We start from the raw sequence: 22,175 nt of genomic DNA, 5'->3' as shown, positions 1-22,175 counted from the left end.
CTCGACGACAGTCCAGAGTTAATTTCTCCAGGTGCCCCTTGAGCACCTCGGTTCTCCCGATTTCTTGCAGCTGCGTAGTGGACCGGCGGCTGGGCTGTTTGAACCGCCGCCGGCGTCCGCCTGCTATGTCATTCCCAGTCAGCAGAGCACGACGAGAGCGAAGGCTCGGTGGCGAGCCGAGTCCGGTCAGCTGCGAGCTGGCTCACCCTGTCGTATCTCGGCGATACGAGTCTGGAAGGTGGCCCGTATCCGAGCGCCGCCCCCGGGAGAGTTGTCTGCGGTCAGGTCTCCACCATAGGCCGCGCACCACCATCGCATACTCGCCAGGCCGTAGCAGTGCTTCGCCCGCGCGGCCGAACCGGACCAACCCCGGCCGTCATCGGAGACGGTGACTGCGAGGTGGGAGCGATAACACGCCATCCGTACTCGCACCGTGCTCGCCTCGGCGTGCTTGACGATGTTCCTCAGTGCCTCTTGGACGACCCGGTAGACCACCGTCGCAATTTCCGGATCCAGCCCGTTGACCGTCGCATCATCGGCAACGACGCTGATGACCAGGCCGTTCGCGGCGGCCACCTGCCGGGTAAGTTCACGGGTTCCTTCCGCCAGCCCGACGTGTCGCAATGTCACCGGGTGCAACGTGCTGACGATCCCGCGCAGGATCGTCGCCTGATCGCTGAGTGTCTCCACTGCCGCGCGGGACGCGGCGACCAGGCATTCCCGGTCTCCTCGTCGAACGGCGCTGTCCAGCCGCCTGCTTGTCAGGGCGAGCGCTTGCAGTACCTCGTCGTGCAGCTCGTCGGCGATCCGTGCGGCGTGGTAGTTCTGGAATCGGAGGACCGATCTTGCCTTGGTCTGGTCTAACAGCCGAACGAGCTCCGGCCACCCGCGTACCGCGCACGCCACGGCCAACCCTAGAAATACGAACGCCGCATTGCGGGCCGCCGGGAGCAGTGTCTTGTCGATCAGGTAGCCGACACCGAGGATCAGTGCCCCGACGGCAATCAACGCCGTGCTCATGCGGAGCCACCGAGTCCCTGGCAGCGACGCGACCAGCACTCCGCCTCCGAACGCGATCGACAACGCCGCTATGGGATCGGCGAGCAGAGGAGCTGGCACGGCCGCATCCACGAGCACGGTCAATGAGCCGAAGCCGATACCGGCAACGCACACTGACCTGATGACAGCGCTACGCATCGTTACGTCCCGACCTTGTCTACCTTGCGCGCATAAGCGACGAGATCGGCTCGTCCGACCAAACCCAGCCGGTTGCGCAGACTCGCCCTGACACTTTCCACGGTGCGGACGCTGATCGACAGTGCTTCAGCTACTTCACGATTGGTGAGACCATCGGCCAGCAGCTCGAGGACCTGACGCTCCCGGACGCTGAGCGGTCGTCGCTCCTGCCGCACAGCGAGTTCGGCCGCCACGGCCGGATCGAGGTAGCCACGCCCGGCCGCAACCGCACGAACCGCAGACACCAGCACCTCACCCGGTGCGATCTTCGTCACGAAGCCCAAAGCGCCGCGGGACAGCGCTTCCCGGGCCAAGTCCGAGTGCATGGTGTGAACCAGCACACCGCACTCGGCAGCGAATTCCGCCACCACACTCATTCCGGACTCGCAGCCCAACCCCACGTCCAGCAGAACGACGTCCGGGCGCAGCGTAGCCACCTCGCGGCGGGCATACGCGAGCGAATCAACATCCGCCACGACGCTGATATCGACGGAAGCGAGGATGGCACGGAGGCCGGCCCGTACCGTGGGATGGTCGTCGACCAGCACGACGCGAACGACAGCAGACACCGATTCTTCCTCTCGGACGCCGGACGTTTCTCCATTAGAAGCCCTAATTCGCCGCTGTCGACCGGCGGGTCCGATAATTGAGACACGTGTTACACCGTCGCCTCAGCCCTTGCTGTCCGAAGATGACAGCACCGGCTCGATGATTTCTTTGAGTTTCTCCTCGGTCGGGTTGTAGTCTCGGGATACAACGACAGCGTGCACCCGGACACCGCTTTCCCTGCGTTCGGCGGTGGCCAGCGCAACGTTCGCCGTCCCGTCCAAGTCTGTGACGAACTCGGCAGAATCGCCGAGGCCGGTCACGGGTTGGCGGTGGCCACTGCTGCGCGTCACGTCAGCGAGTACGGTGCCCGGAGTGGCGTCGGAAGGTGTGAAATCGGCAACTTCGAGAACCACCACGATACGGTCGCCGCGTTCGCCGCTGTAGAGGCACCGATGATGCACAGATCCCGCTTGCGAACTGGTCGCGGCGATGCCCTTGAAGGAGGGCGCACCCAAGGAGCCCGCCAAGTAGTCGGCGGACAGCAGGGAACACGCGGACACCGGAGCTGCACCTGCAGGCAGCAGGAACAGCCAGGATGCGGCGACGAGCAGAGTCGTCGCGCCGATTGACACTGCAATGACCTTGCCCCGACGACACAGTGCGCGCAGCGCTGATTCGTTCTTGCGCTCTGTGGACATGACCGTCTCCATTTCAGGATGGCGGCGCGCCTCCGGCCAGCACGCGACCGGAGACACTCCGCCGCCATCGGCCCGCAGCTACCTTTTTGCTGGGTGTGCGGTGCCGTTGACGACCTGGGTACACCCACCGACCATGCTGCCGATCGCCCCGACGCCCGCTCCGATAAGGGCGCCGACCGGGCCGGCCACCAGAGCACCTGCACCGGCACCCGCGGCGCCCGCCGTCACCGTCTCGTGAGGCACGTTCTGGCAGTCGCGAGCTTGGGCGACCGGACCGCTCACCAAGCTGGCCAGGACACCCGCCCCGGCGAACAGGGCCACGAGCGCCGCCCTGCGACGGTATACACCTCCTGGCCCATCCACCACACTCCGAACGATGACGCCTTCGTTCTGCAACTTGCTCTCCTTCATCAGCCAAAAGGGACAGCAGAAGAATGCGTCGACTCAGGACGTTTTGTCTTCGGTACAAAGCCGCAAGATCGCTGCGGCTTTACCGCAACACACATCTGGGGAGTCAGTTGATGCCGAGACCATCTACCTACCTTGACGTAGGCGGCCTCAGCCTATCTACCATGTAGCGCGACTTGGACTCATCGGACGACGACAGCGCAGTGGCGACATGGAACACCTGACAGTATCGAACACGGGGAAGCTGCCGCATGTGCCGGTCTGGCGACCAGAGAGGAACTAGTCCCGCACGACATGCATCAGAACAGTTTGTTGGAACAGCCGGCGCCCCTGAACGCGGAGATCACCGCACGCACCGAACAACTCCGAGATCGAGCCGTACAGGAGCAACCGGCATGGATCGTGCGTTTCGGTGCCCGCCCCGACGATGCTGCGCGCGCCAGTGGGTCACCTTCGCGCCGACGCACCGTGGGACGCCACTCGGCATTGGACGCACCTGATGACCACACCTGGCCGCGAAGACACCGCATCGGACGCCGTGCTGATCCGAGAGTCACTGCGCGACACCGCCGACGACTATGCCGCACGGTTCTTCGCCGGACTCGCCGCCGAAAAGGAACAGGAAGCAGAAGCCGACGCGGACACCGCCGCGGCCGCGCGACGCACCGAACTGGAAGAACTGGTCGACGACCACGACCACGGCTACAGCGAAAGCAGTCACCGCGAACTCGACTACTGAGTTGGCGGCATAACGATGTCCGGCGAGGCAGCCATGAATCGTGCGCGTGGCCGTCTTCGCCGGACATCGTTATGCCGCAATCACTTCTAGATGGCTGTCATTACTTCCTCGCGGCCGCGACCTTCTTGCGAGGCGCTCGCTTCCTCGCGGGCGGGGCGGGTTCGTCGGCGACGATGGGCTGGCCGTCGTTCGCCTCAAATGCTTCGATGATCTCGCCGGAGAGACGGCCACGTTCGGAAACGGTGTAGCCGTTGTTGTTGGCCCACTCCCGGATCTGTCGTGACCGTTCACGGTCTGCGGCCGCTGTGCCAGGCTTCTTCGACTGAGCCGACTCGCCAGCCGCCAGGCGCACCTTACGGCCGCCGATCCGTCGTCCGGCGGCGACGTACCGGGCAAGTTCATCGCGTAGCGCGGCGGCGTTGTCGTCGGACAGGTCGATCTCGTAGCTCACCCCGTCCAGGGCGAACGGGACTGTCTGGCTGGCCGCGCCGCCGTCGATGTCGTCGACCATCTCCACGAGAACTTTCTGTGCCATAATGGCAAAACCTCCAGTGACTCCGGCTGCCAATACGATGTGCCGGACGGTGCCACTATAACTCACGCTGTCGGGCTTCGCTGTGGTTGTCGTATTGGTTCCGGCTGTTTCGATCGTCTGGAGTACCTTCCGACGCCAGCGAAGCGCGAACTTTACGCAGTTGTTGCACCGACGGTGGCCGCAACATTCCGGCAGTGGCGGCTCCCACCGGGCGGCAAAGGACCAGGCGAGCGAGTCGCTGCTGACGATGTTGTCCGCGTACCGGGCCAGGCCCAGAGTCTTCGCGCCGAAGGCATGCAGTCGATAGCCGCGCTGGGCGAGTGAACGCACTATGCCCTCGACTTCTGCGGTGTGCTGGCGCCGGCAAATACTGCCGACACCAACGAGAGCAGCGGTGGCGAGGTCGACTCCGCGTTGCTCGTAGCGGTCAGCGCAGCGGTGATAGTCCTCGATGGACTGTCCTTGCAACACCGGGATGAACGGCAGATCCGCGTCGATGGACTGCAGCTCCAGATAGTTGCTGATCGTCAGCTCTTGGTGCTGCGCAACGTCGAGGCCCGTGCGCGCAAGGATCGTGTTTTCTACCATGTGGTCTTGCGGTGCGGCCCACAGCAGGCGGCCGATCTCGTCGCGGTAGCGCCGAATCCGGGCCGCGTACTCACGTGGGCGAGGCCCACACGCCCACGTCCCGCACTGCGAAAGCTGGCTGAAACCCCCGGAGTCGCAGGCCCAATCACAGGACGCAACTGGCAACGTCTTGTACCGGCGCAGCGTCCGATCGGACACGAACAGCGGCACGTCGAGCAGCGCCAGCCAATGCGGCCGATGTGTCCCAAGCAGGAATCGGAACCTCATAGCCGGCGGCGGACGACAGCGGTCAGGATCGTGCCGGCGAGCACGCCGTACGCCTTGCCCAGCAGATGACCGGGCGTCAGCGCCAAGCAGGCGAACGCGATCGCCGGGAACAGCAGCGAGTCGACGACGAGCCCGACCATCCCGCTGCATAGGACCGCAACGACCACACCGCCCCGCCGGACGACGACGGAATACACCGCTGCGTCGAGCACTTCGCTCACGGCGAAGGACACCGCGGACGCGGTCGCGATGGCCGGGCCAGCAACCAGGCACGAGAGCACCGTGCCCGCGGCGACAGCCAGCAGCGACGCCCGCAGCCCGGCGAGGCGTTGCACCCAGTCCCGCACAACCAGCACCGGACCCGCCACGTACACCGCGGCCGCGGCGTGCAGCCCGAATCCGATGCCGACCGCGCCGAGGTCCTCTGCCAGCCAGTTCGCGCCGACCACGCAGCCGATGTAGAGCGCGATCACCGACACACGCGCGAACCAGGTGACCGATGCACGTGCCCGTGCCGGTCGACACGCGGGCACGGTCATCACCGACCGGACCCGGAGTGCGGCTCCGTGTCGCTGCTCTGGGCAGCTGCCCGTTCCTGCCGTTCGCGATGGTCCAGAGTGAACCGATCGGGACGAGCCGGTGCGCCGGCGGTCTTGTGGCCGTCGGAGCGACAGCGTTGATGGACCCACTCGGTGGCCATGCGCTCGGCAAAACCAGGGCGCCAGTGGTCGTGCCAGTACTGCGCATCGCGGACCGTGGCTCTCTTGCCCAGGTGGGCTTCGCGCCAGGTGTAGGCGAGGGTGGCGATCTCGGCGACCAGGCCGGGATGGTCTAGCCAGCAGTCGGGAATGGCGACCGAGCGGGTCCCGGGATTGCCGACGTAGGTCTCGTTGTAGTACTGCACGAAATGCGCAAGCGTGAACAGCGGTGTTTCCTTGCGATGCGCCTTGTCCTCCGCCGCCTCCGGTGGCAGGAACGTCAGCCACCGCGCCAGCCGCGGATCGTTGTCCGGCTCATCGATCAGCTCTCCGAGCTTCTCCGCCACCTGCTCGATCTGGCGTCCCAGCGCCGTAGTGACCGTCTCCAGCCCGGCGACCGCCTCATTGAGCTCGTCCAGCGACCGCGGCTCCGGCCGGTCCTGATCGTCGGGGCGTTCGGCGATGTCGTCGTCGCTCATCGCAGATCGCCCACAGCAGGCAGCATCAGCGGGTAGCCCTCCGGCGTGATCGCGGCATTCCCGGAGCGGATCGCGCCGACGTCAGCCTGAAGCTGGGGCCAGTCCGGTCGTTGCTCGACATCGACGGTGTGCCCGAGGATGGGGCGGAGGTTGCCGTGCAGGATCAGGACCCGGCCGCGGTCGAGGGTGCGGATGTCGCCTGCGCGCAGTGTCGGGACGGTTTCCTCGCCGGTGGCGCCGCGCCCGGCGCTGAACAGTCCGTCGCTGTGCTGCTGGTGTGTTCGGCGGCGGTGCTGCCCAGCCAGCGTCGACAGCCACTCGAGCGTCTTGTCGTCCTTGAGCCCGGGGAACGCGGTCAGGGTGAGGGTGTTGTCGATCAGCTGCAGTCGGCCGGGCTCGCCGTAGAGCTCGTCGAGCTGGGAGCGCGACTGCGCGGACCAGTGGATCAGCACCCCGCGCCCGGCGGAGTCGGCGATGATCGCCGGCAGCCGGGGCACCGGCGTACCGGCGAACAACTCGTCCAGGATCGCCGTGGCGGGTGGTTCCAGCCGGCGGCGTTCGCGGCGCAGTGCGGTGTCCTGGGCGGTGGTGAGGATCTGCTCCACCAGCGCGGTCAGCACCGACCGGGCCTGCGGCGCTTGGTGTTCCCCGGCGACGATGAACAGGCTGCCCCGGCGGCGCAGGAACTCGTCGATGTCCAGTTCCTCACCCGGGCTCGGAGTGGCGAAGTGGCGGATGGCCGGGTTCATGAACGGCTCGATCGCCCGCCGCACGCTCATCCAGACCGCGTCGGAGGTCTCGGCGACCATCCCGATCTCCGACTCCAGGTTCTGCGCCAGCTGCGGATACTGCTGCTCCAGCAGCTCGACCGGTTCCCGGTCGGCAGGTTTGGCGATCGACCACCGCACGAGATGATCGACCGTGCGGTGATGGTTTGCGGCGGCGAGCAGATACGCCTGCATGACGATCGTCGCGCGGCCGCGGAACACCGCGTCGTTGCCGCCGACATTCTCCAGCCCGAGCGAGGACGCCTCGATCAGCGTCTCCGCCCGCCGCAGTGCGACGGCCGGGTCAGCGCAGCCGGTAACCGGGGACCAGCGGGCATGCGCCGGCCAGGAAAGGGTGCCGGTGGCGTCGATCACCAGTACCGGCCCGGCCCCCGGGGGGCGGGTGCGGGCCAGCAGACACCACTCGGCGAGATCGTTCTTCGTCGTCGACGCGATCAGCGCACCCGGCGCCGCGAGGGCCTTGTGCACCAGATCCGTCCGCGACTTGCCCGAGCGGGTCGGGGCGATCGTCCCGGTCGGGGTCTCCAGCGACGTCACCAGCTGCTGGCGTCGCGGCCCGCGGTGCAGCGGTACCGCGATCTGTTCGACCGGCGCGGTCCGGCGTTGCTCGTCGGTGAGGTCACCGCGAGTCCACACCGCGGTCTTGCGCGCAGCCTCGACCGACAAGATTCTGGTCATCTCGCGGCGGGTGGCGTGGCCGGCATCAGACGGTGCCACCCGGCGCCAGACCGGGATCGCGGCGCCCACGGTGAGGCCGGCGGCGAGCATAGTGATCGTGGTGAACCAGATGTAGAACGCCAGCTGGTGGTCGCTGACCGCGCCCGACCACGGGACCGGCAGGGCCGGCCCGGGATCAGCAGCGTGGAAGGCGACTGTCAGGGCGAAGCCCGGCCACGCGGTGATCGGCGGCCACGCCCAGCTACCGGTGTGGAAGCCGGTGACCAGGACGGCGGCGGTGACGACGATCGCTCCGAGGCTGCAGAGGATCGCCAGGGCGGCGATCGCGAGGCCCATCAGTGCGACGTCGCGGTCGAGGTTGAGTGTGTCGGTGCGTGTGCGCGGCATCGGCCGCTCCTCCCGGACAGCGGGAGGGCAACGCCACGGGGTTCATCAGAGTGGGCTCCCTCCCGGTGGCGGGGAGGGCGAGCTGGGGTCGGCGATCCGGCGGATCGCGACGATCTTCGAGGTCCATGCGGAGAGGGGTTCGAGGATGACGCCGGTGTCGGTGTCGTAGGCGTCGACGATCAGGCCGTGTCCGGCGTACATCCCCACGTGCCGCGGCACGCGAGCGGTGCCGAGCGAACCGGGAATGAACAGCAGGTCGCCGGGTTGGACCTGCTGGATTGAGGTGACGGCGTGCCCGGCGTGGACCTGGCTGACGGTGCCGGCGGGGATTCCGACTCCGGCGGCGGCCCAGGAGGCGAGCATCAGCCCTGAGCAGTCGTAGGAGTTCGGGCCTTTCGCGCCCCACACGTACGGTTTGCCGAGCTGGCCCAGGGCGAAGCCGACCGCGGCACGCTGGCGGACATCGTCCGGCAGCGTGAACCCGGGTGGCAGCTTCTTCGGGTCGATCTGGCCCGGGTCGCGGGGGACGTCGGATCCGCCCTGGTCCGGGCACAGCGCCTTCGCCTGCACTGCCTCGGTGCCGCCGCCGGGCGCTACCGGCGGGGTCGGGTTGTCCGGCCCCGTCCAGAACCGATCCACGATCGCGACGGCGGCCGGTTCGCGCGGAGCGTAACGATCGGGGAAGCCGCTGCGCTGCACCGCCTGCTCAGCCCGGCCCGGGGCCATGGTGTCCCAGCCGGGCAAGGCGATCAGGGCGTCGAGGAACTTGCCGGTGGCGTACACGGGGTTGAGGATCTGCTCGCGGGTGCCCCACCCCTGGCTCGGGCGTTGCTGGAACACCCCGAGCGAGTCGCGGTCGCCGTAGTCGAGGTTGCGCAGCCCGGACTCGACGATGCCGGTGGCGGTCGCGAGGACTGCGGCCCGCCGGGGCAGCCGGCGCTGCTGGACGACGTCGACGATGGTGCGGGCGATGTCCATCTCGCCGGCACCCAGCTGCTGGCGGTCGATCACGACCGAGCCGCCACCAGGACCGCCCTGTTCGCAGCCGCCCAGCTGGACGATCGTCGCGGTCGCCGCGGGTCCGATCAGCAAGGCCAGAGCCAGGATCGGCAGCACCACCACCGCGACCAGAGCGCTGGCCACGCCAGCGAGCATCCCGTGGGGCCTCATGATGGCATCGCCGCAACGTCGTTACTCGGTAACCGGTTCGGCTTCGAGACAAGTTGAGAGTTCGTGTCGAAGATCTCCCGCTCGATCCGGCTGAGCACCGTCTGAACTTTGAGCCCAGTCCGGTTCTCGATCTTCCACAGCGCGCGGCCTTGCCGGTCGTTGGCCCACCCCGTCGTGGCGTCGTGCTCCTTGTCCGACAGTGCAAGGACATCGGCCAGCTCACTCGCCACACGAGTCGACTGTCCAAGCAGGACACGAATCGAGCACAGGGCCAGCAAATCCCGGGCGATGGCGACCTCTTGTGAGCCCGTGGCGCCGACGGAGAGGAAGTCGCCGGGCTTGTGGCTGACCAGGATCTGGATCTTGCGTTCCGCGCGCGAGAGCCGAAGTTCACTGTCGACCGCCTGGACCGCGCGCAGCCCGAGCCTCAGTTGCCGCCAGATCTCGTCACGGACGACGATCCGCAGCTCCCCGTCCTCCTGCAGATCCGTGGCCAACGAGGACCACGAGCCCAGGCAGGTCAGCGCGACGGCGACGGCCTGGTCGCCGCGGGTACGTAGCCGGGAGAGGTCCAGGCTCTGGATGGGGGCGTTCCAGTCGACGGTGAAGTTGGTGGGGGCGTCGAACAACCCCGCCAGCGGGCCGGAGATCAGATTGGCCAGGGCGTCGGTGATGGACCGGAGGTGGTCGAGGAACTGGCGGCGGCCGGCGAAGCGCAGGCTCTGCCACAGCTGCTCATCCGGGTCCGACAGCATCCGGTGGACGTCGGGAATGGTGATCGGCGTGAGCTGGGTGTAGCCGTCGCGAACACCCAGCAGCTGCCGCAGCACCGCCGAGAGCGCGGCCTCGTCGGTGACGGTGGGCCGGTAGCCCTGCGCTTCGGCCAGCGCGACCAGCAGCTGCACCCACCGGCCCAGGACCCCGTCGAGCTCGTCACGTTGCCGCTCGGTCGACCAGACATCCCAGCGCGCAGCGAGCGGGCCCAGGTCGAGGGCATTGAGGCGGGCGCTACTGCCCCGGCCGAGCATGATCGGCGTGACACCCAAAGCGTGCAGCAGCGGGGTGTATTCGCCTTTGACGTCGCCGGAGATCAGGGTACGGACGCCGGTGAGCATCATCCGCAGCAGAAACGCCACCACCGTCGAGGACTTACCTCGGCCGGGCTCGCCGAACAGGACCATGTTCGGGTTGGTGCAGATCGAGCGCAGGACGAACTCGACCGGGTGCAGGTAGAACGCGCCACCGGAGTGCACGTCGTAGCCCATCCGCGCCCCGACCGCCGGCAGCGGGCTCGCCGCCAGCAGCGGGAACAACCCGCCGATCTCGTGCGTGCCGGCCTGATACACCTGCAGCGGCGCCGCCACCGGCGACCACCCATACCCCGGCCGGGCGAACCCACGCCGCGGCGCGGCCCGCTGGTTCAGGCGAGCACTACGGCCGTCCGGACGCCGAGGTCCGGGTGGGCGAGTGCTGACCGCAGGTCCGAAGGTGGCGAGCAGTTCCGCGGCGGTCCGTTCGCTCGCGCGCCTGCTCACGACGCACCGCCACGCAGCCGGGGCAGCCCCACTCCGACCGGCAGGACGGCGGCGACGAACCCCGCATCCTGGGCCAGTTCCATCCGCAGTAGCTGGAACCGGCCGGCGATGTCGTTCTCCAGCTTGGCCGCATGGTCCTCGACGTTCCACGTCTCCGGGATCGTGACTGCGGCGGCGACGGCGAACCGGACGATCCCGTGCCCGGCCGCGACCGCGTGCTCCTGCGCCCGCGCCCCGCCCGCCTCCCTGGCCTCCGCGGCGCCGGAGTTGAAACCCTTCGAGGATTTCCAGTCCCGCACCACACCGGTGCGGAACCGCAGCCGGCGCACAGCCTTGCGGGACCGATGCTGCGACAGGGTCTCGTAGTGGATGGCCACGCTGCGGCGCTCGCCGGCGGTCTTGACCGCCAGCAGCCCGCCGAGTGACCCGAACACCGTTCCGGCCTCGGGCATCAGCACCGAGTAGGACACGGTGGCGAAGCCGTCGTGGTAGTACGCCCGCGCCGAGGGTGCTGGTGCGTGCACCGGCCCGGCCGTAGCCCAGCGGACACCCTCCTCGTTGCCCGCGCGATGGCGGCGCGCCGCCAGACCGGCGGCGGTGGCCGGGTTGAACCCGGTGCGGATCGCCACCGCCAGCTCCGTGCCCGAGAGCCACTTCACGCCGGTGGCGCCCAGGGATTTGAGCTTGTCCTCGAGTCCGTCCAGCACGCGGTAGAGCACCGCGGCCCGTCCGGCGACCCCGCCTCCGGCCGCGGCGGCCGGGCGGCGGAGGGCGTCTTCGGTTCCGGAGAGGGTGACGAACACTTCGTGCCGGACCGACACTGCCCCGACCAGCCGGTCCAGCTCTGCGGTCGCCTGGCGCGCGAGCGTGGGGGCATCCGGGACGTCGTGGTCGGCGCGCCAGGCCTGGTAGTCAGCGCCGTCGTCGGGAATGGTGCGCACCAGCAGGCTCATCCGGCCGATGACCTCGCGGTGCCCGATCGAGAGCAGCAGGTTCCCGAGCCGGTTGGCCAGCCGTTCGCACTGGACGTCGGAGAGCATCCCGACCCCGGCGTGAGTGAGGCGGGCGGTGGCGCCCCACCTGCCCTCGCCGGTGTCGTGGATCAGGCACACCCGGCCCACATCTCTCAGCGGTGGTCCGTCGGGAAACCGCAGCCGAGCCAGCACACCGGGCAGATCCGGCTCATCGAGATCGGCGGTCTGGCCGGTGACCGCGCGCGACTGCCACCGCGACCAGCCCAACGCGATCCCGACCCGGTAGAGAAGCAGATGTCCCAGCCACCGCAGCGCCGGACGGCCACGGACCGGCACCACGACCAGGGCCGCCGCTGTGCCGCAGAACCCGCCCAGCACCAAGGCTTGGCCGAAACGTCCGGCGGCCAGCGCGAGAATCACCGGGACGGCGAGCCCGACGCACACGAACGCCTGCACGGGTGTCAGCCCGATGATCCAGCCTGCCCGCTCTCGGCGGGACAGTCCTTTGTAGATCCGGGTAGCGGTGCTCACAGCAGCACCGCCGCTTCCTCGGCCTCGCCCGCAGCAGCACCACCGCCGCCGTCATCCGGCGGCCCGCCCTCGGGTTTCGGGACCGGCGGTGTCGGTGGCCCGGTATCTCCTCCTGGGTCGGATGGTGGCAACTCGCCGCTGCCGTCGTCATCGTCGGCGGCAGGCCCGGCTGCGCTCACTCCGCCGGTATCGCCGGTTTCGGGTGTCGGCGGCTCCGTCTTCTCGGCTGCCGGGTCGGTTCCGGAGTCCTTTGCGTCGCCGCTGCCAGCCGCGTCAGCGTCGGCGTCGGCCGCGTTGCCGGAGGGCGTCGTGGCGGCATCGTCCGTCCCGTCAGGTGCGTGCTCATCACCCGTCGAGTCAGACAGCCCGGTGGTCGTGTCGTCGTCAGCGGCAGCTTGGTCGAAGCGATCGACGTTCGCCTGCTCCTGGCTATCGCCGTAGTCGCCGTCACCGTCGTTGCCCTTGTTTTTTAGGTCTTTGCGGGCCATGTTCCCGAACGCGCCCGCTGCGCGACCGGCGATGCTGTTAGCGCCGTAGGAGTCCAAACCGGCATCGGCAAGCTTGTCCCGGAACACGCCCTGCGGGTCGGAGTCGGGGTCGACGAACGCGAACAGCTTGAACAGCACCAGGGGCACAAACAGCGCGAGAAACAGCACCCCGATGCCGGCCAGCAGCCCGGACAGCCCTTGTGCGCCGCCGACGATCGCGACCGCCAGCACCAGCACGAACGCCAAGGCGGGCTTCATCACGATCGCGACCAGGCCCCAGCGGACGACTTTCCAGTACCACCGCGCGGTCACCTCCGCCACCAATCCCGCAGCGGCGATGGGGATCGTCGCGACCACGACATAGATCGCTGCCTCGCGGAACACCGCCTCGAACGCGAACCCCAGCCCGGCCGGGATCACCCCGAAGGTGCCGGCCAGGCCGAGCACGATGTTCTTGACCTCATCGGACAGGGCGTCGGTGAAGCCGGTCATGTTCAGCGCGTCGCGGAAGTTCCCCACCCGCAGCCCGGTCGACAGGATCGCTTCGGTCAGGCCGTCAGCGGCAGCGAGGAACGCCGCGACCACACCGACGGTCACCGCGAGAGCGATGCCGTACTGAATCGGTCCGGTGATCAGGCGGACGAAGCCGCGGCCGCCGTGCAGAACAGTGGTGATGATCTGCCAGAAGAACATCCCCAGCGCGATGACCCCGGAGATCCACAGCGTCATCGGCCACAGCACCGAGACCGGCCCGTCCGTGGTGGAGACGGTGAAGATCGAGAACTGGTCGACAAGTTCGAAGGCGGTCCGCAGGATGAACAAGGCCGACGCCCAGGTGGCCTTCATAAGCGGCTCGAAGACGCCCGCCGCGGTCGCGCCGACCGCCTTGCCAGCGAGGCCGCCCAGCGAATCGAGCAGATCCAGCGGGCTCACCGGGCACCGTCCCGGTTCAGCGGCCGGTAGCCGGCCGCGACCGATTCGGCGCTGCCCGGCCACGCGCAGGCGGCGTAGGCCGCACGGGCGCCGGGAGCGATGCGCCAGGCGGACCCGGTCCAGCGCAGGGCCTGGCAGTCGCCGATGCCCATGCTCGTGCTCTGGCCCTGGTAGTCGAAGCTCAGCTGACCGAGCGTGCACACCACCGCGAACCGCCCGCCCTCGGCGGTGCCCTTGATCAAGCCCTGGGACACGTCGTAGGTCACCGTCAGGCCGGGCGTGAGCTCACCGGGGCGAATGCCGGCTTCGTTGCGGAACGAGGTCAGCAGCGCGAGCGGCCCGCTGCCTTGCAGGGACGGGGCGTGCGGGAGTGCAGCTTCGCCGTAGGCCCGCGCGTAGGTGGCCGGGTCGCCACCGCGCAGCGCCGTCTCGTTGAAATCGGTCAGCCAGCCAAGCGCGCCTTCCGCGGTGGCTGGGAACCCGTCGGAGAGCACGCGGTTGGCGATCGGGGCCGGTCGCGGGACGGTGATCGGCGGTCCGGCCGTGGCGGTGGTGAGTTCATGCGGCAGGGCTGCCTCGGGCGGCAGGGTCAGCATGGGCCGGGTCGCCAGCGCGGCGGCCTCGTCGACCGGCGCTGTGGGTGTCGGTGAGGGTGCAACGCCGGGCGGAGTCGCTGCCGTAGGGGACGACGGTGGTACCGTTGCCTGTCGGGCAACCAGCACCACGGCGACCACTACGACGAGCAGGACGGCGACGATGATCAGGCGGCGCGGTCGCCGGCGAGCGTGCGGCGATTCCGTGGTAGTGAACATGGCTCAGCCGCCCGCGAAGCTGTTGATCAGCGACCAGCCGATGCCGTAGAGAATCGCGCCGGCGACGGCGCAGAGCATCATGACGACGCCGACTTTCCCGGCCCGGTGATGGTCGACCCAGCGGCCACCGGCCCAGACGATCAGCCCGACGAAGAAGCCGAAGACGAGGGCAACACCCGCGCCCCACTTGACGTTGTTGAGCAGCCCGAGGATCTTGTCGCCACCGACGGTGGGCTGCACCGGTGTCGGGTTGGGAATCTGGCCGAGCCAGTCGATGACACTGTGCGCGGACATCGCGCCCTCCACATCGCACCGCCCGACGTCACGTCAGGCGGGTCAAGTGGGAGGGCGTTGAAGTTCTACTCAGCTGGGCAGCGGGATGGGCTCAGCCGGTGTCGCGCTCGGCCACACGGCCCTCACGCCCACCAGCAGGAGATGCCCATCGAAGGTGTAGGCGGCGTGTCCGCTGCGGCAGCACCCGCCAGGAACGAAGGAGGCGGTCGGCCGGCGTCCGCAGCGAAGCGGGTGTCACCTCTGCGGTGATGCCGTGGGTGGCGATCTCCCGGTTGTGGGGAAAGAACACCGCGTCGGGTAGCAGGACGCTGGTGCGGCGCCCTGCGGTGCCCGCGACCCCTTTCGGCCAGCGGCGAGCCCCGACGACGAGCAGCTGTGTGGGCGGGGTGACCGCGCCCACACGCACCCACGGGGCCAGGCGGGCCAGGACCTGTTCCGCGTGTGCAAGTCCGGGCACCGTGGGCCGTACCACCAGTGCGGGAATCGGTGACGGGCTGCCGACGCGCAGCCACTGTCCCGGCCCGAGTGCGGGGTCGGTCGCGAGCCGCCAGGGATCGTGGCCGATGTCGACCACCGTCACGTCGACACTGCGGCTGCCGCCGGGATGCCAGTACGGAGGCGGCGGAAACAACACCGGCTCTCCAGTGGTCTCCGCTACGTCGAGGCGCGCCAGGACTGTGCGGGCACGCCGGGAAAACCGAATGCCGGCTGCCAGGCCAGGCCCGGTCCGTCGTGGCCCGTCTGCCCGCGCTGCGCGTCCCAATCCGGAACGAACCGGATCGCCTGCGTCGACAAGCAGAACCGAGCGCCCCGCCAGCTGAAGTGCGTCGGCGATCGCGACAGCGGCACTCGTGGCTCCGGCCCCGGGTGACGCGGCCAGGATCGGCACGATCCGGCCGAATGGCGACCAGTCGAGTACCTCGACCGCTTCCTCCGCGGGCGTGGCCCGCGGCTCGGTCTCCGGCGCGTCCACACCGGAGCGAACGTCCACGGGTAGGTTCTCGGATGGGACCATGACGGGCCTCCCCTCAGCGGTAGTGGTGCGCCGGTGAAGGGTGCGGCGGTCACAGCGGGACCGTGCTCCAACCCCCTGTACGGGGTGGCATGGGTTGCTTTCCCTCGGTAAACCGAAGATACTCGCAACGAGTGTGGCTCTTTGCATTCGATGGTAGACGGAACCTGCGATGTGTCAAACACGATCCATCGCAGCGAAGTCTGCACCAGATGGTCACGACAATGGGCGGGGTGCGGTGTGGGACGACGGTATGAGGACGAGCCGGTTTTCGACAGCTGGGAATCGACCTCGCCGGCGCACCTGGACTCGCCGATCCCGCACCGCTCCTACGCTGCCCAGCAGCAGCTCACCCTCGAGCTGCTCAACCTGGACACCTTCGCCGAGCGGTTGACCTGCCTGTTCGAGCACGAGTCGACCTACTACGTGCTCGACGGTGAGCCCGTCGTCGATCCCGACGAGATCTCCCGCCTGGCCGCCGACGAGGACCCCGGATTTCGGAGTTTCGTCGCGCGGGTCCCGCTGGTGGCACGGTGGGTCCAAGCCCGCAGTGGAGTGCCTGTGACCAAACAGGCCCTGCACAACTTCAAGGGCGGGATCCGGGAAAACACCCGCCCGTCGATCACCAAAGGCTTGGCCGCGTTCTGGCGAATCCACCGGGACCTGCTCGACCCCCACGTGGGAGCCGCGGAGTTCGAAGTGCCCTACGACGAAACCGACCGCCGAGCGCACGAACTGATGATCGAGATCGGCGGGGTCGGGGTCAACGCCCGGACCATCGCCAGCCGTCTGGGCGGCGCTCGCGACGCGGACAAGCAGCTGTTGCTGAAGGTGCTGGAACGAATCGCCCGCAATCCCCGCGACACCGGCCACGACCGGCCCCGCTGACCGTCCGACACTCCGGCACCCCCGCCCATCACATCCGGCTGCCGGCGGCGGGCTGTCGCGGTCCTAACTTCGTCGCCAGCCGCTGTACCCGGCGCTCGCTCAACGCCTCTCCGACGGCAGCCAGCCAGACCCGTCGCGTGCCGTCGTCGACGCGCAGGCGCTCGGTTTCCGGCCACCACACCTCCGTGTCCTCGACGTCGTCGGTGCTGTTGTCGGAGATGTGCTCACACGATGGGCGCGACAAGTGCGCGACGAGGGCGGTGATCGCGATCTCGATCTCCACGGCGGTGGCCATCGGTTCGATGTTCACGCCGTAGACAAGGGCAAGGTCCTGCAGGTCCTGCCGGATCGCGCGGCGTATCGCATCGTCGATCGTCTGGTCCACGATGAGTAGCGCGTCCTCGATCTCGACCACCTGCTGAGGCTGGGTCAAGGGGGACCGGCGACGGCTGGCGAGCAGGATCCGCGTCCGCCTCCACAGGCGCTCGATCGCACCGTCCTCGCGTTCCGTGCGGCGCCGGTCGCGCCGGTCGAACATCCTGCGGGTCGCTGCGGCGAACGCCGAGCCCAGGATGAACAGCAGCAGCCCGGCGGCGTCGGTGAACACCCCGAAGTGGCTGCCCCGGGGCGGATGGTGTGGGTCGAACAGCAGCCGGATGGCGCCACCGAACCGCCAGCACAGCCCGACCAGCGACACTGCGACGCCCAGTTGAGCGAGGGCGACGCCGCCGCGGACTCCTGCCACCTCGCCCGCGGCCACCACGGTCAGCCCGAGCAGCAGCAGCGCGAGCCAGCCGACCATGTAACCCAGGTAGATCGCGCTGTAGAGCTGGGAAGGCAACGAGGGGTTGCGGGGCGAGGCGAAGAAGGACGTGTGCGCGCCGGCCAGCACATACAGGGTGACCATCGCCGCAGCGCAGGCCATGAAGATCGTGACCACACCGGGCATGGGAAGGCGTAGCTGCCCGAGGGTGTGCAGGAACGCGGCGACGCAGACCATGGCCAGCATCCCGAGCACGTGGTGGACGACGATCGCGACGTTGTGCAGCCCAGTCAGGGCGTCGGCCCAGTCCAAGGTCATCGGGTCCCCGGCCGCCATCGACAGAGCCATGCATGCGATGCCGGCCGTCAGCAGGTGGCGGCTGAGGGTGTAGCCGACGCCGCGGTTGACCAGCACCTTCCGCACCGATTCCGTGACGCCCGCGGCGGCGGCGCCGTACCAGAGGACGATGACCGCGTCAGCCATCGGCGCACAGGTGGTGACGGGCCCCGAAGGCGGCGCGCAGGGCCGTGCGGCCGGGTGGGAGCTGGCGGTCGCGGTGGCGCGTGGTCCCGGCCCGTACGTGCGCCTGCAGCAGGTGGGCGAACTGCTCGGCGTCGATCTCCCGTTGGTAGCCGGTGCTCGTGCGGCGGCTGCAGACGTAGTCGCCCGGGTGATCCAGCACCCAGTGCCCGACCTCGTGGAAGACGATGTGGTAGACGTGCGCCGGGACGGCGGCGGCCGCGACCCCGAGCAGGCACTCTGTCCGCATGCGCACCAGCAGGCCGCTGGTCCCGCTGCGCCCGGTCAGCATCCGCCCCAGGACCACGGTCATTCCCCGCTGTTTCCCGACGGCCTTGAGGAAGGTGCGTAGCTCGAACGGGTACCGAATTGGCAGCGTGGCGATGATTGTTTCGCAGCGCCGGAGGAACTCCTCGTCCTCGTTTCTTGTGTGATTCAACTTTCTCCCCTGGATGTTGTCGATCCAGCCGGACTTCACCGGCCCCCTGGTCAACCCCTGCCGCAATGGATCTTCATCGCAGCAGTTCACAGCGTTGTCGCCATCCTGACGGACGCAATGAACCTCAGACGCCCGGATGCGCCCGCCGGATCCCGCAAAGTTCGATTGCGGGGTCATGCGGGGGTGTTTGCGGTCGTTGCGGGGTCGATGCGGGTCCGCATATTTCTTGCGCGGGCCACATTCTTGCCTGGTGGAGGGTTGATTCCTGGGTCTGCGGCCGACTAGTCAAGAAGTCATGGTGCTGAATTCGGGGGACGCGCCGACGCGCGGGGCTACCACTGATCCGGTGGCGTTGGCACGGGGGTTCAACCATCTCGATCCCGCGATCGCGGCGACGGCGTACGAAACGCTGGGGGCGATCCGTCGGGGGTGCCCGGTCGCGCGCAGCGAGGAGCTGGATGGGTTCGTGCTGGTCACCGGCTACGGCGAGATCCGCGAGGCGGCGCACGCGCCGGAGCGGTTCAGTGCCTACGTCGACGGGCTGGGTGCGGCGGCGGTGGTCACCGAGATGCGGGAGGCGGTGGCACCGATGTTCGAGACCGACGAGGAGCACCATCACCAGTGGCGGCGCGCGCTCATGGACTTCTTCACCTCGGCGGCCGCGGCGGCTCAGGAGCAGTACGTGCGGGCGATCTGCCGGGAGACGCTGCAGGAACTGATCCCGCATGGGGCGGCAGACCTGGTCGGCGGCTACACCCAGCAGGTGCCGCCCCTGGTCATCGGGCGCGTCCTCGGGCTCGCCGAGATGGAGCGGGCATGGCTCTCGGAGCACGTGCGCGCCCTCTACGGCGCCGAGACGTTGACCGAGGCCCGGCAGATCGGCCGGGTGTACGCGGACTTCCTGCTGGGGCAGATCCGCGAACGCCGCGCCCACCCCGGCTCTGACCTGCTCTCGCGCATGGTCACCGTCGAGGTCGACGGTCGGACTGCGGACGAGGACGAGCTGGTCAAGATGACCATGCTGATGGTCGCGGCCGGACATCTGACCACCGTTGATGCCTGCGCCACTGCGATCCTGCAGCTTCTGGAAGATTCCGCGTTACGCGAGCGTGTGGCGGGCGATGCGGGGCTGCTGGGGTCGTTTGTCGAGGAGCTGGTCCGTTACGAGCCGGCCGTCGCGGCCACCGGCCGTACCGTCACCGCCGCCACCCACCTGGGCGGGATGCCGCTCTCCCCCGGGGACCGATTGCTGCTGGCCTGGGGTAGCGCCAACCGCGACGAACGCCACTTCGCCGACGGCGACGTTTTCCGGCTCGACCGCGAGCGCACCCGGACGCCGCACCTGGGGTGGGGCGCTGGCGAGCACCGCTGCCTCGGCCGGCACCTGGCCCGAGTCGAACTGCGGGTCATGCTGGACGAGTTGCTGCGCGCCGTCCCCGATTTCCGGCTCCAGCCGCACGCGACCGTGCGGCGCACGTTCGGGGTCATCCGCGGCGTGGCGGCGCTGCCGGCCCAGTGGAGCCGCCGCTAGCCGCAACATACGCCTGGTACCACTCGGCCAGTTCCTTGCGACCGCACAGGTTCAACAGGCGGTAGATCTTCGTCAGGTCACCTTCGACCGTGCGCGCCGAATTGTGCAGAATCGCGCCGATCTCGATATTCGACTTCCCGTCGCTGACCATGCTCGTGATCTGCCACTGCCGCTCGGTCAGCGGCGGGGAGGTGTGGTCGGCGTCGCCGAGAGCGAAGGCCACGATGCGATCGTCGCGCCACCGGCCACCGGCATCCCGTGCCGCCTCGAACGCCTCCTCGCCGATGGCGTCGATGATGGCGGCGATCGCGATGTCGCGATGATGGCGCCACCCGGGCAGGCCGTTGAACCGGACACCGTGACGGGCCTGCAGGCTGTCCGACCCGCCGTACAAGTGCGCTGCGCCGAGGTAGTCACCGGCCAGTACCCGCTTGCGAGCCTCCTCTTCCACGCCCCAGGCGGGTCCCCACAAGTCGCCGAGTTTCACCTGCGCGCGCAGCGCGTTACGGGCGCTGGCCTGCGGCCGCGATCCCTCGGGCAGGCCGCGGGTCCATTCCGCCCAGGTAATCGCCCACTCCGCGCCGCTGGCGTGCGCCTGATCGAGGCACCACTGCGACATGCGGTCGGCCTCTTCGACCGGGCCGAGCAAGCCGGCGGTGAACGCGTGGAACAGCCCCGCCATGTACGCCGAGCCGTGCGCTCCTGCCGCGCGGAAACCCTCCCGCGCCGCTTCCAGCTTCGCGTAGCCGCAGCGCAGGCCCTGGGCCAGCGCGTCATACGTGCCGTCGATGAACTGCACCGCAGGCGCGTTCTCCATGCCGAGCTGCCGGGCGAGGTCGAGGCATTCGTCGCGGTGGGCTTTGCCGCGGTCGCGGGCGCCGAGAGCGGTCCAGATCCAGCCGACCATCGCCAGCGCCGAGACCCGCACCGGCGACGGCGTCGTGGGCCCGAGCCGCAACAGCTTCTCGACCTGGCGGCAGACGGGGATCTCGGTGGCGAAGAAGAAGGGCGCGCGGGTCCGCAGCAGATCGAACATGATCGTCAGCCCGCGCTCTACCTGCCCGCGTTCAGCGCACCACGTCACCGCCGCGGCGATGTTGCCGGACTCGGCATTGACCCCGCTCAGCCAGCACATCTCGTCCGCATTGAACCAGCCTTCCGCCGCGCCACGCACCAGCTGCGCGACCCACGCGCAGAGGCGTTCCTCGATCGCGTCCTGGTCGCCGAAATGCCGAAGGCTCCGGCGGCCGTACTCGCGCAGATAGTTGTGCTGCCGGTACCGACCGTCCGCGGACGCGCTCTCGATGATCGAGTGCTGGACCAAGTAGTCCAGCGTCGTGAGGATCTCGGCACGGTCGACGGCGGCATCCGCACAGACCTGCTCGGCCGCCTCGAGGGTGAAGCCGCCGGTGAACACCGTCAGCCGGGCCCACACCCGCCTCTGCACCTCGGAGCACAGCTTCCAGGACTCGCCGATTGCCACGTCCAAGGCCAGGTGATGGGCCTGGACTCCGCGGGTGCCCGGGGCGTACCGCAGCGACAGCCCGCCTTCCAGCCGTTCGAACACCACGCGAGGTGACCGTCCGGTGCTCAGCTGGGCCGCGACGAGTTCCAGGATGAGCGGGATCCCGTCGGACCAGCGCACGAGCCGCACGATGACCGACCAGTCGTCGCCTGCGGTCAGCGGCCGCCCGGCCAGGGCGGCGCGGTCCTGCAGCAGCCGGACCGCGTCGCATTCCTCGGCTTCGGCGCGCTCGGCGTTCTCCTCTGGGATGCGGAGTGGATTGAGGTGCACGATCCGCGCGCCGTGGATCTGTAGCCAGGCGCGGCTCGTCGCGATGATCTGCAGCTGCGGGGCCTGGTTGATCAGCAGGTCCACGAGTTCCTGAACGGGCCCGAGCAGTTGTTCGCAGTTGTCCAGCACGAGCAGGACGCGTCGGTCCCGCAGGAACCCGATCAGTACGTCCAAGGGGCCAGCGTCAGGCTGATGATTGGCAACGCGTAAATCTGCGAGTAGCAAGTTGCAGATTCGCTCGATCGTCGGCTCACCCCGTGCCTCGTCGCTCATTTCTGCGAGGCGAACAAAAGCCGCAGCGTCGTAGTCATCGCGTCGCCGCCAGAAGACTTCTCCGGCCATACGCGTTTTTCCGACTCCGCCGCTACCCGTCATCGTCACGAGGGGAGTGCCTTCGTCGAGATAGCCCTCCACCTCAGTAACCTTGTGTGACTGGCCGAC

At 68.7% G+C, this 22,175-nt stretch carries 21 protein-coding genes and 1 pseudogene; 3 read left to right on the top strand and 19 right to left on the bottom strand.

Features of this window, described 5'->3' with window-relative positions; genetic code table 11:
• Positions 1-186: 186 nt before the first annotated feature.
• From QRX60_RS17505 to QRX60_RS17490, 4 genes are all read right to left on the bottom strand, one after another.
• Positions 187-1,197, bottom strand: coding sequence for a sensor histidine kinase (locus QRX60_RS17505; RefSeq protein WP_286001841.1), 1,011 nt, complete (start codon positions 1,195-1,197; stop codon positions 187-189).
• 2 nt (positions 1,198-1,199) lie between these two features.
• On the bottom strand, positions 1,200-1,784 hold the full coding sequence (locus QRX60_RS17500; protein WP_286001840.1) for a response regulator: 585 nt from the start codon (positions 1,782-1,784) through the stop codon (positions 1,200-1,202).
• Positions 1,785-1,907: 123 nt separating this feature from the next.
• Positions 1,908-2,483 carry a hypothetical protein gene (locus tag QRX60_RS17495; RefSeq protein WP_286001839.1) on the bottom strand — a complete coding sequence of 192 codons (576 nt, stop codon included), beginning with the start codon at positions 2,481-2,483 and terminating at the stop codon, positions 1,908-1,910.
• Between the two features lie 78 nt (positions 2,484-2,561).
• Positions 2,562-2,894: a hypothetical protein gene (locus QRX60_RS17490; protein ID WP_286001838.1), complete on the bottom strand. Its 333-nt coding sequence runs from the start codon at positions 2,892-2,894 to the stop codon at positions 2,562-2,564.
• 409 nt (positions 2,895-3,303) lie between these two features.
• Between QRX60_RS17490 and QRX60_RS17485 the strand changes: the two genes are divergently transcribed.
• Positions 3,304-3,630, top strand: a complete 327-nt coding sequence (locus tag QRX60_RS17485; RefSeq protein ID WP_286001837.1) for a hypothetical protein — start codon at positions 3,304-3,306, stop codon at positions 3,628-3,630.
• A gap of 100 nt (positions 3,631-3,730) precedes the next feature.
• On the opposite strand, the gene QRX60_RS17480 is transcribed toward QRX60_RS17485, so the two are convergent.
• The 12 genes and pseudogenes from QRX60_RS17480 to QRX60_RS17430 all read right to left on the bottom strand — a co-directional run bounded on the left by QRX60_RS17480 (position 3,731) and on the right by QRX60_RS17430 (position 15,778).
• The gene (locus tag QRX60_RS17480) at positions 3,731-4,165 is read right to left on the bottom strand and encodes a histone-like nucleoid-structuring protein Lsr2 (RefSeq protein WP_286003620.1); all 435 of its coding nucleotides are present in this window, start codon (positions 4,163-4,165) and stop codon (positions 3,731-3,733) included.
• A gap of 159 nt (positions 4,166-4,324) precedes the next feature.
• A pseudogene (locus tag QRX60_RS51780) lies at positions 4,325-5,020 on the bottom strand (deazapurine DNA modification protein DpdA family protein); the annotation flags it as partial.
• Positions 5,017-5,499: a VUT family protein gene (locus tag QRX60_RS17475; RefSeq protein ID WP_286001836.1), complete on the bottom strand. Its 483-nt coding sequence runs from the start codon at positions 5,497-5,499 to the stop codon at positions 5,017-5,019. The pseudogene QRX60_RS51780 and the gene QRX60_RS17475, both read right to left, overlap by 4 nt.
• 59 nt (positions 5,500-5,558) lie before the next feature.
• Entirely contained in the window at positions 5,559-6,197 is a 639-nt protein-coding gene (locus QRX60_RS17470; RefSeq protein WP_286001835.1) for a hypothetical protein, read from the bottom strand.
• Entirely contained in the window at positions 6,194-8,050 is a 1,857-nt protein-coding gene (locus QRX60_RS17465; protein WP_286001834.1) for a type IV secretory system conjugative DNA transfer family protein, read from the bottom strand. The genes QRX60_RS17470 and QRX60_RS17465 overlap by 4 nt, the downstream gene beginning before the upstream one ends.
• Before the next feature lie 45 nt (positions 8,051-8,095).
• Positions 8,096-9,193 (bottom strand): C40 family peptidase, encoded by a 1,098-nt coding sequence (locus tag QRX60_RS17460; RefSeq protein WP_286001833.1) that lies wholly within the window; start codon positions 9,191-9,193, stop codon positions 8,096-8,098.
• Between the two features lie 23 nt (positions 9,194-9,216).
• Positions 9,217-10,584: an ATP-binding protein gene (locus tag QRX60_RS17455; protein ID WP_286001832.1), complete on the bottom strand. Its 1,368-nt coding sequence runs from the start codon at positions 10,582-10,584 to the stop codon at positions 9,217-9,219.
• Between the two features lie 167 nt (positions 10,585-10,751).
• Positions 10,752-12,260, bottom strand: coding sequence for an SCO6880 family protein (locus tag QRX60_RS17450; protein ID WP_286001831.1), 1,509 nt, complete (start codon positions 12,258-12,260; stop codon positions 10,752-10,754).
• Positions 12,257-13,681, bottom strand: coding sequence for a hypothetical protein (locus tag QRX60_RS17445; RefSeq protein ID WP_286001830.1), 1,425 nt, complete (start codon positions 13,679-13,681; stop codon positions 12,257-12,259). Before QRX60_RS17445 ends, QRX60_RS17450 begins: the two co-directional genes overlap by 4 nt.
• A complete protein-coding gene (locus tag QRX60_RS17440; protein ID WP_286001829.1) occupies positions 13,678-14,277 on the bottom strand; it encodes a hypothetical protein in 600 nt (199 codons plus the stop codon). The genes QRX60_RS17445 and QRX60_RS17440 overlap by 4 nt, the downstream gene beginning before the upstream one ends.
• 219 nt (positions 14,278-14,496) lie before the next feature.
• Positions 14,497-14,787, bottom strand: coding sequence for a hypothetical protein (locus QRX60_RS17435; protein ID WP_286001828.1), 291 nt, complete (start codon positions 14,785-14,787; stop codon positions 14,497-14,499).
• A gap of 91 nt (positions 14,788-14,878) precedes the next feature.
• Positions 14,879-15,778, bottom strand: coding sequence for a P-loop NTPase family protein (locus QRX60_RS17430; protein ID WP_286001827.1), 900 nt, complete (start codon positions 15,776-15,778; stop codon positions 14,879-14,881).
• A gap of 261 nt (positions 15,779-16,039) precedes the next feature.
• Here QRX60_RS17430 and QRX60_RS17425 point away from each other — a divergent pair, with 261 nt between their 5' ends.
• A complete protein-coding gene (locus tag QRX60_RS17425; RefSeq protein WP_286001826.1) occupies positions 16,040-16,687 on the top strand; it encodes a hypothetical protein in 648 nt (215 codons plus the stop codon).
• A gap of 28 nt (positions 16,688-16,715) precedes the next feature.
• On the opposite strand, the gene QRX60_RS17420 is transcribed toward QRX60_RS17425, so the two are convergent.
• Both QRX60_RS17420 and QRX60_RS17415 read right to left on the bottom strand, forming a co-directional pair.
• Positions 16,716-17,933 carry a hypothetical protein gene (locus tag QRX60_RS17420; protein ID WP_286001825.1) on the bottom strand — a complete coding sequence of 406 codons (1,218 nt, stop codon included), beginning with the start codon at positions 17,931-17,933 and terminating at the stop codon, positions 16,716-16,718.
• Positions 17,926-18,282, bottom strand: a complete 357-nt coding sequence (locus tag QRX60_RS17415; RefSeq protein WP_286001824.1) for a hypothetical protein — start codon at positions 18,280-18,282, stop codon at positions 17,926-17,928. Before QRX60_RS17415 ends, QRX60_RS17420 begins: the two co-directional genes overlap by 8 nt.
• A gap of 421 nt (positions 18,283-18,703) precedes the next feature.
• On the opposite strand from QRX60_RS17415, the gene QRX60_RS17410 reads away from it, so the two are divergent.
• Positions 18,704-19,939: a cytochrome P450 gene (locus QRX60_RS17410; protein ID WP_286001823.1), complete on the top strand. Its 1,236-nt coding sequence runs from the start codon at positions 18,704-18,706 to the stop codon at positions 19,937-19,939.
• Here QRX60_RS17410 and QRX60_RS17405 read toward each other — a convergent pair.
• On the bottom strand, positions 19,893-22,148 hold the full coding sequence (locus tag QRX60_RS17405) for a helix-turn-helix transcriptional regulator (protein WP_286001822.1): 2,256 nt from the start codon (positions 22,146-22,148) through the stop codon (positions 19,893-19,895). The genes QRX60_RS17410 and QRX60_RS17405 overlap by 47 nt on opposite strands.
• Between the last annotated feature and the right edge of the window lie 27 nt (positions 22,149-22,175).

The sequence above is a fragment of the Amycolatopsis mongoliensis genome (assembly GCF_030285665.1).
Taxonomy (GTDB): Bacteria; Actinomycetota; Actinomycetes; order Mycobacteriales; family Pseudonocardiaceae; genus Amycolatopsis; species Amycolatopsis mongoliensis.
Note: the sequence above shows the minus strand (reverse complement) of the source record. Positions and strands in the feature narration are given on the sequence as shown.

Bases quoted from the DNA above. Each gene is read 5' to 3' on its own strand.
- QRX60_RS17420 (WP_286001825.1), bottom strand. From the start codon at position 17,933: ATGGCTGACGCGGTCATCGTCCTCTGGTACGGCGCCGCCGCCGCGGGC.
- QRX60_RS17505 (WP_286001841.1), bottom strand. From the start codon at position 1,197: ATGCGTAGCGCTGTCATCAGGTCAGTGTGCGTTGCCGGTATCGGCTTC.
- QRX60_RS17470 (WP_286001835.1), bottom strand. From the start codon at position 6,197: ATGAGCGACGACGACATCGCCGAACGCCCCGACGATCAGGACCGGCCG.
- QRX60_RS17495 (WP_286001839.1), bottom strand. From the start codon at position 2,483: ATGTCCACAGAGCGCAAGAACGAATCAGCGCTGCGCGCACTGTGTCGT.
- QRX60_RS17410 (WP_286001823.1), top strand. From the start codon at position 18,704: ATGGTGCTGAATTCGGGGGACGCGCCGACGCGCGGGGCTACCACTGAT.
- QRX60_RS17480 (WP_286003620.1), bottom strand. From the start codon at position 4,165: ATGGCACAGAAAGTTCTCGTGGAGATGGTCGACGACATCGACGGCGGC.
- QRX60_RS17490 (WP_286001838.1), bottom strand. From the start codon at position 2,894: ATGAAGGAGAGCAAGTTGCAGAACGAAGGCGTCATCGTTCGGAGTGTG.
- QRX60_RS17415 (WP_286001824.1), bottom strand. From the start codon at position 18,282: ATGACCGTGGTCCTGGGGCGGATGCTGACCGGGCGCAGCGGGACCAGC.
- QRX60_RS17465 (WP_286001834.1), bottom strand. From the start codon at position 8,050: ATGCCGCGCACACGCACCGACACACTCAACCTCGACCGCGACGTCGCA.
- QRX60_RS17435 (WP_286001828.1), bottom strand. From the start codon at position 14,787: ATGTCCGCGCACAGTGTCATCGACTGGCTCGGCCAGATTCCCAACCCG.
- QRX60_RS17440 (WP_286001829.1), bottom strand. From the start codon at position 14,277: ATGCTGACCCTGCCGCCCGAGGCAGCCCTGCCGCATGAACTCACCACC.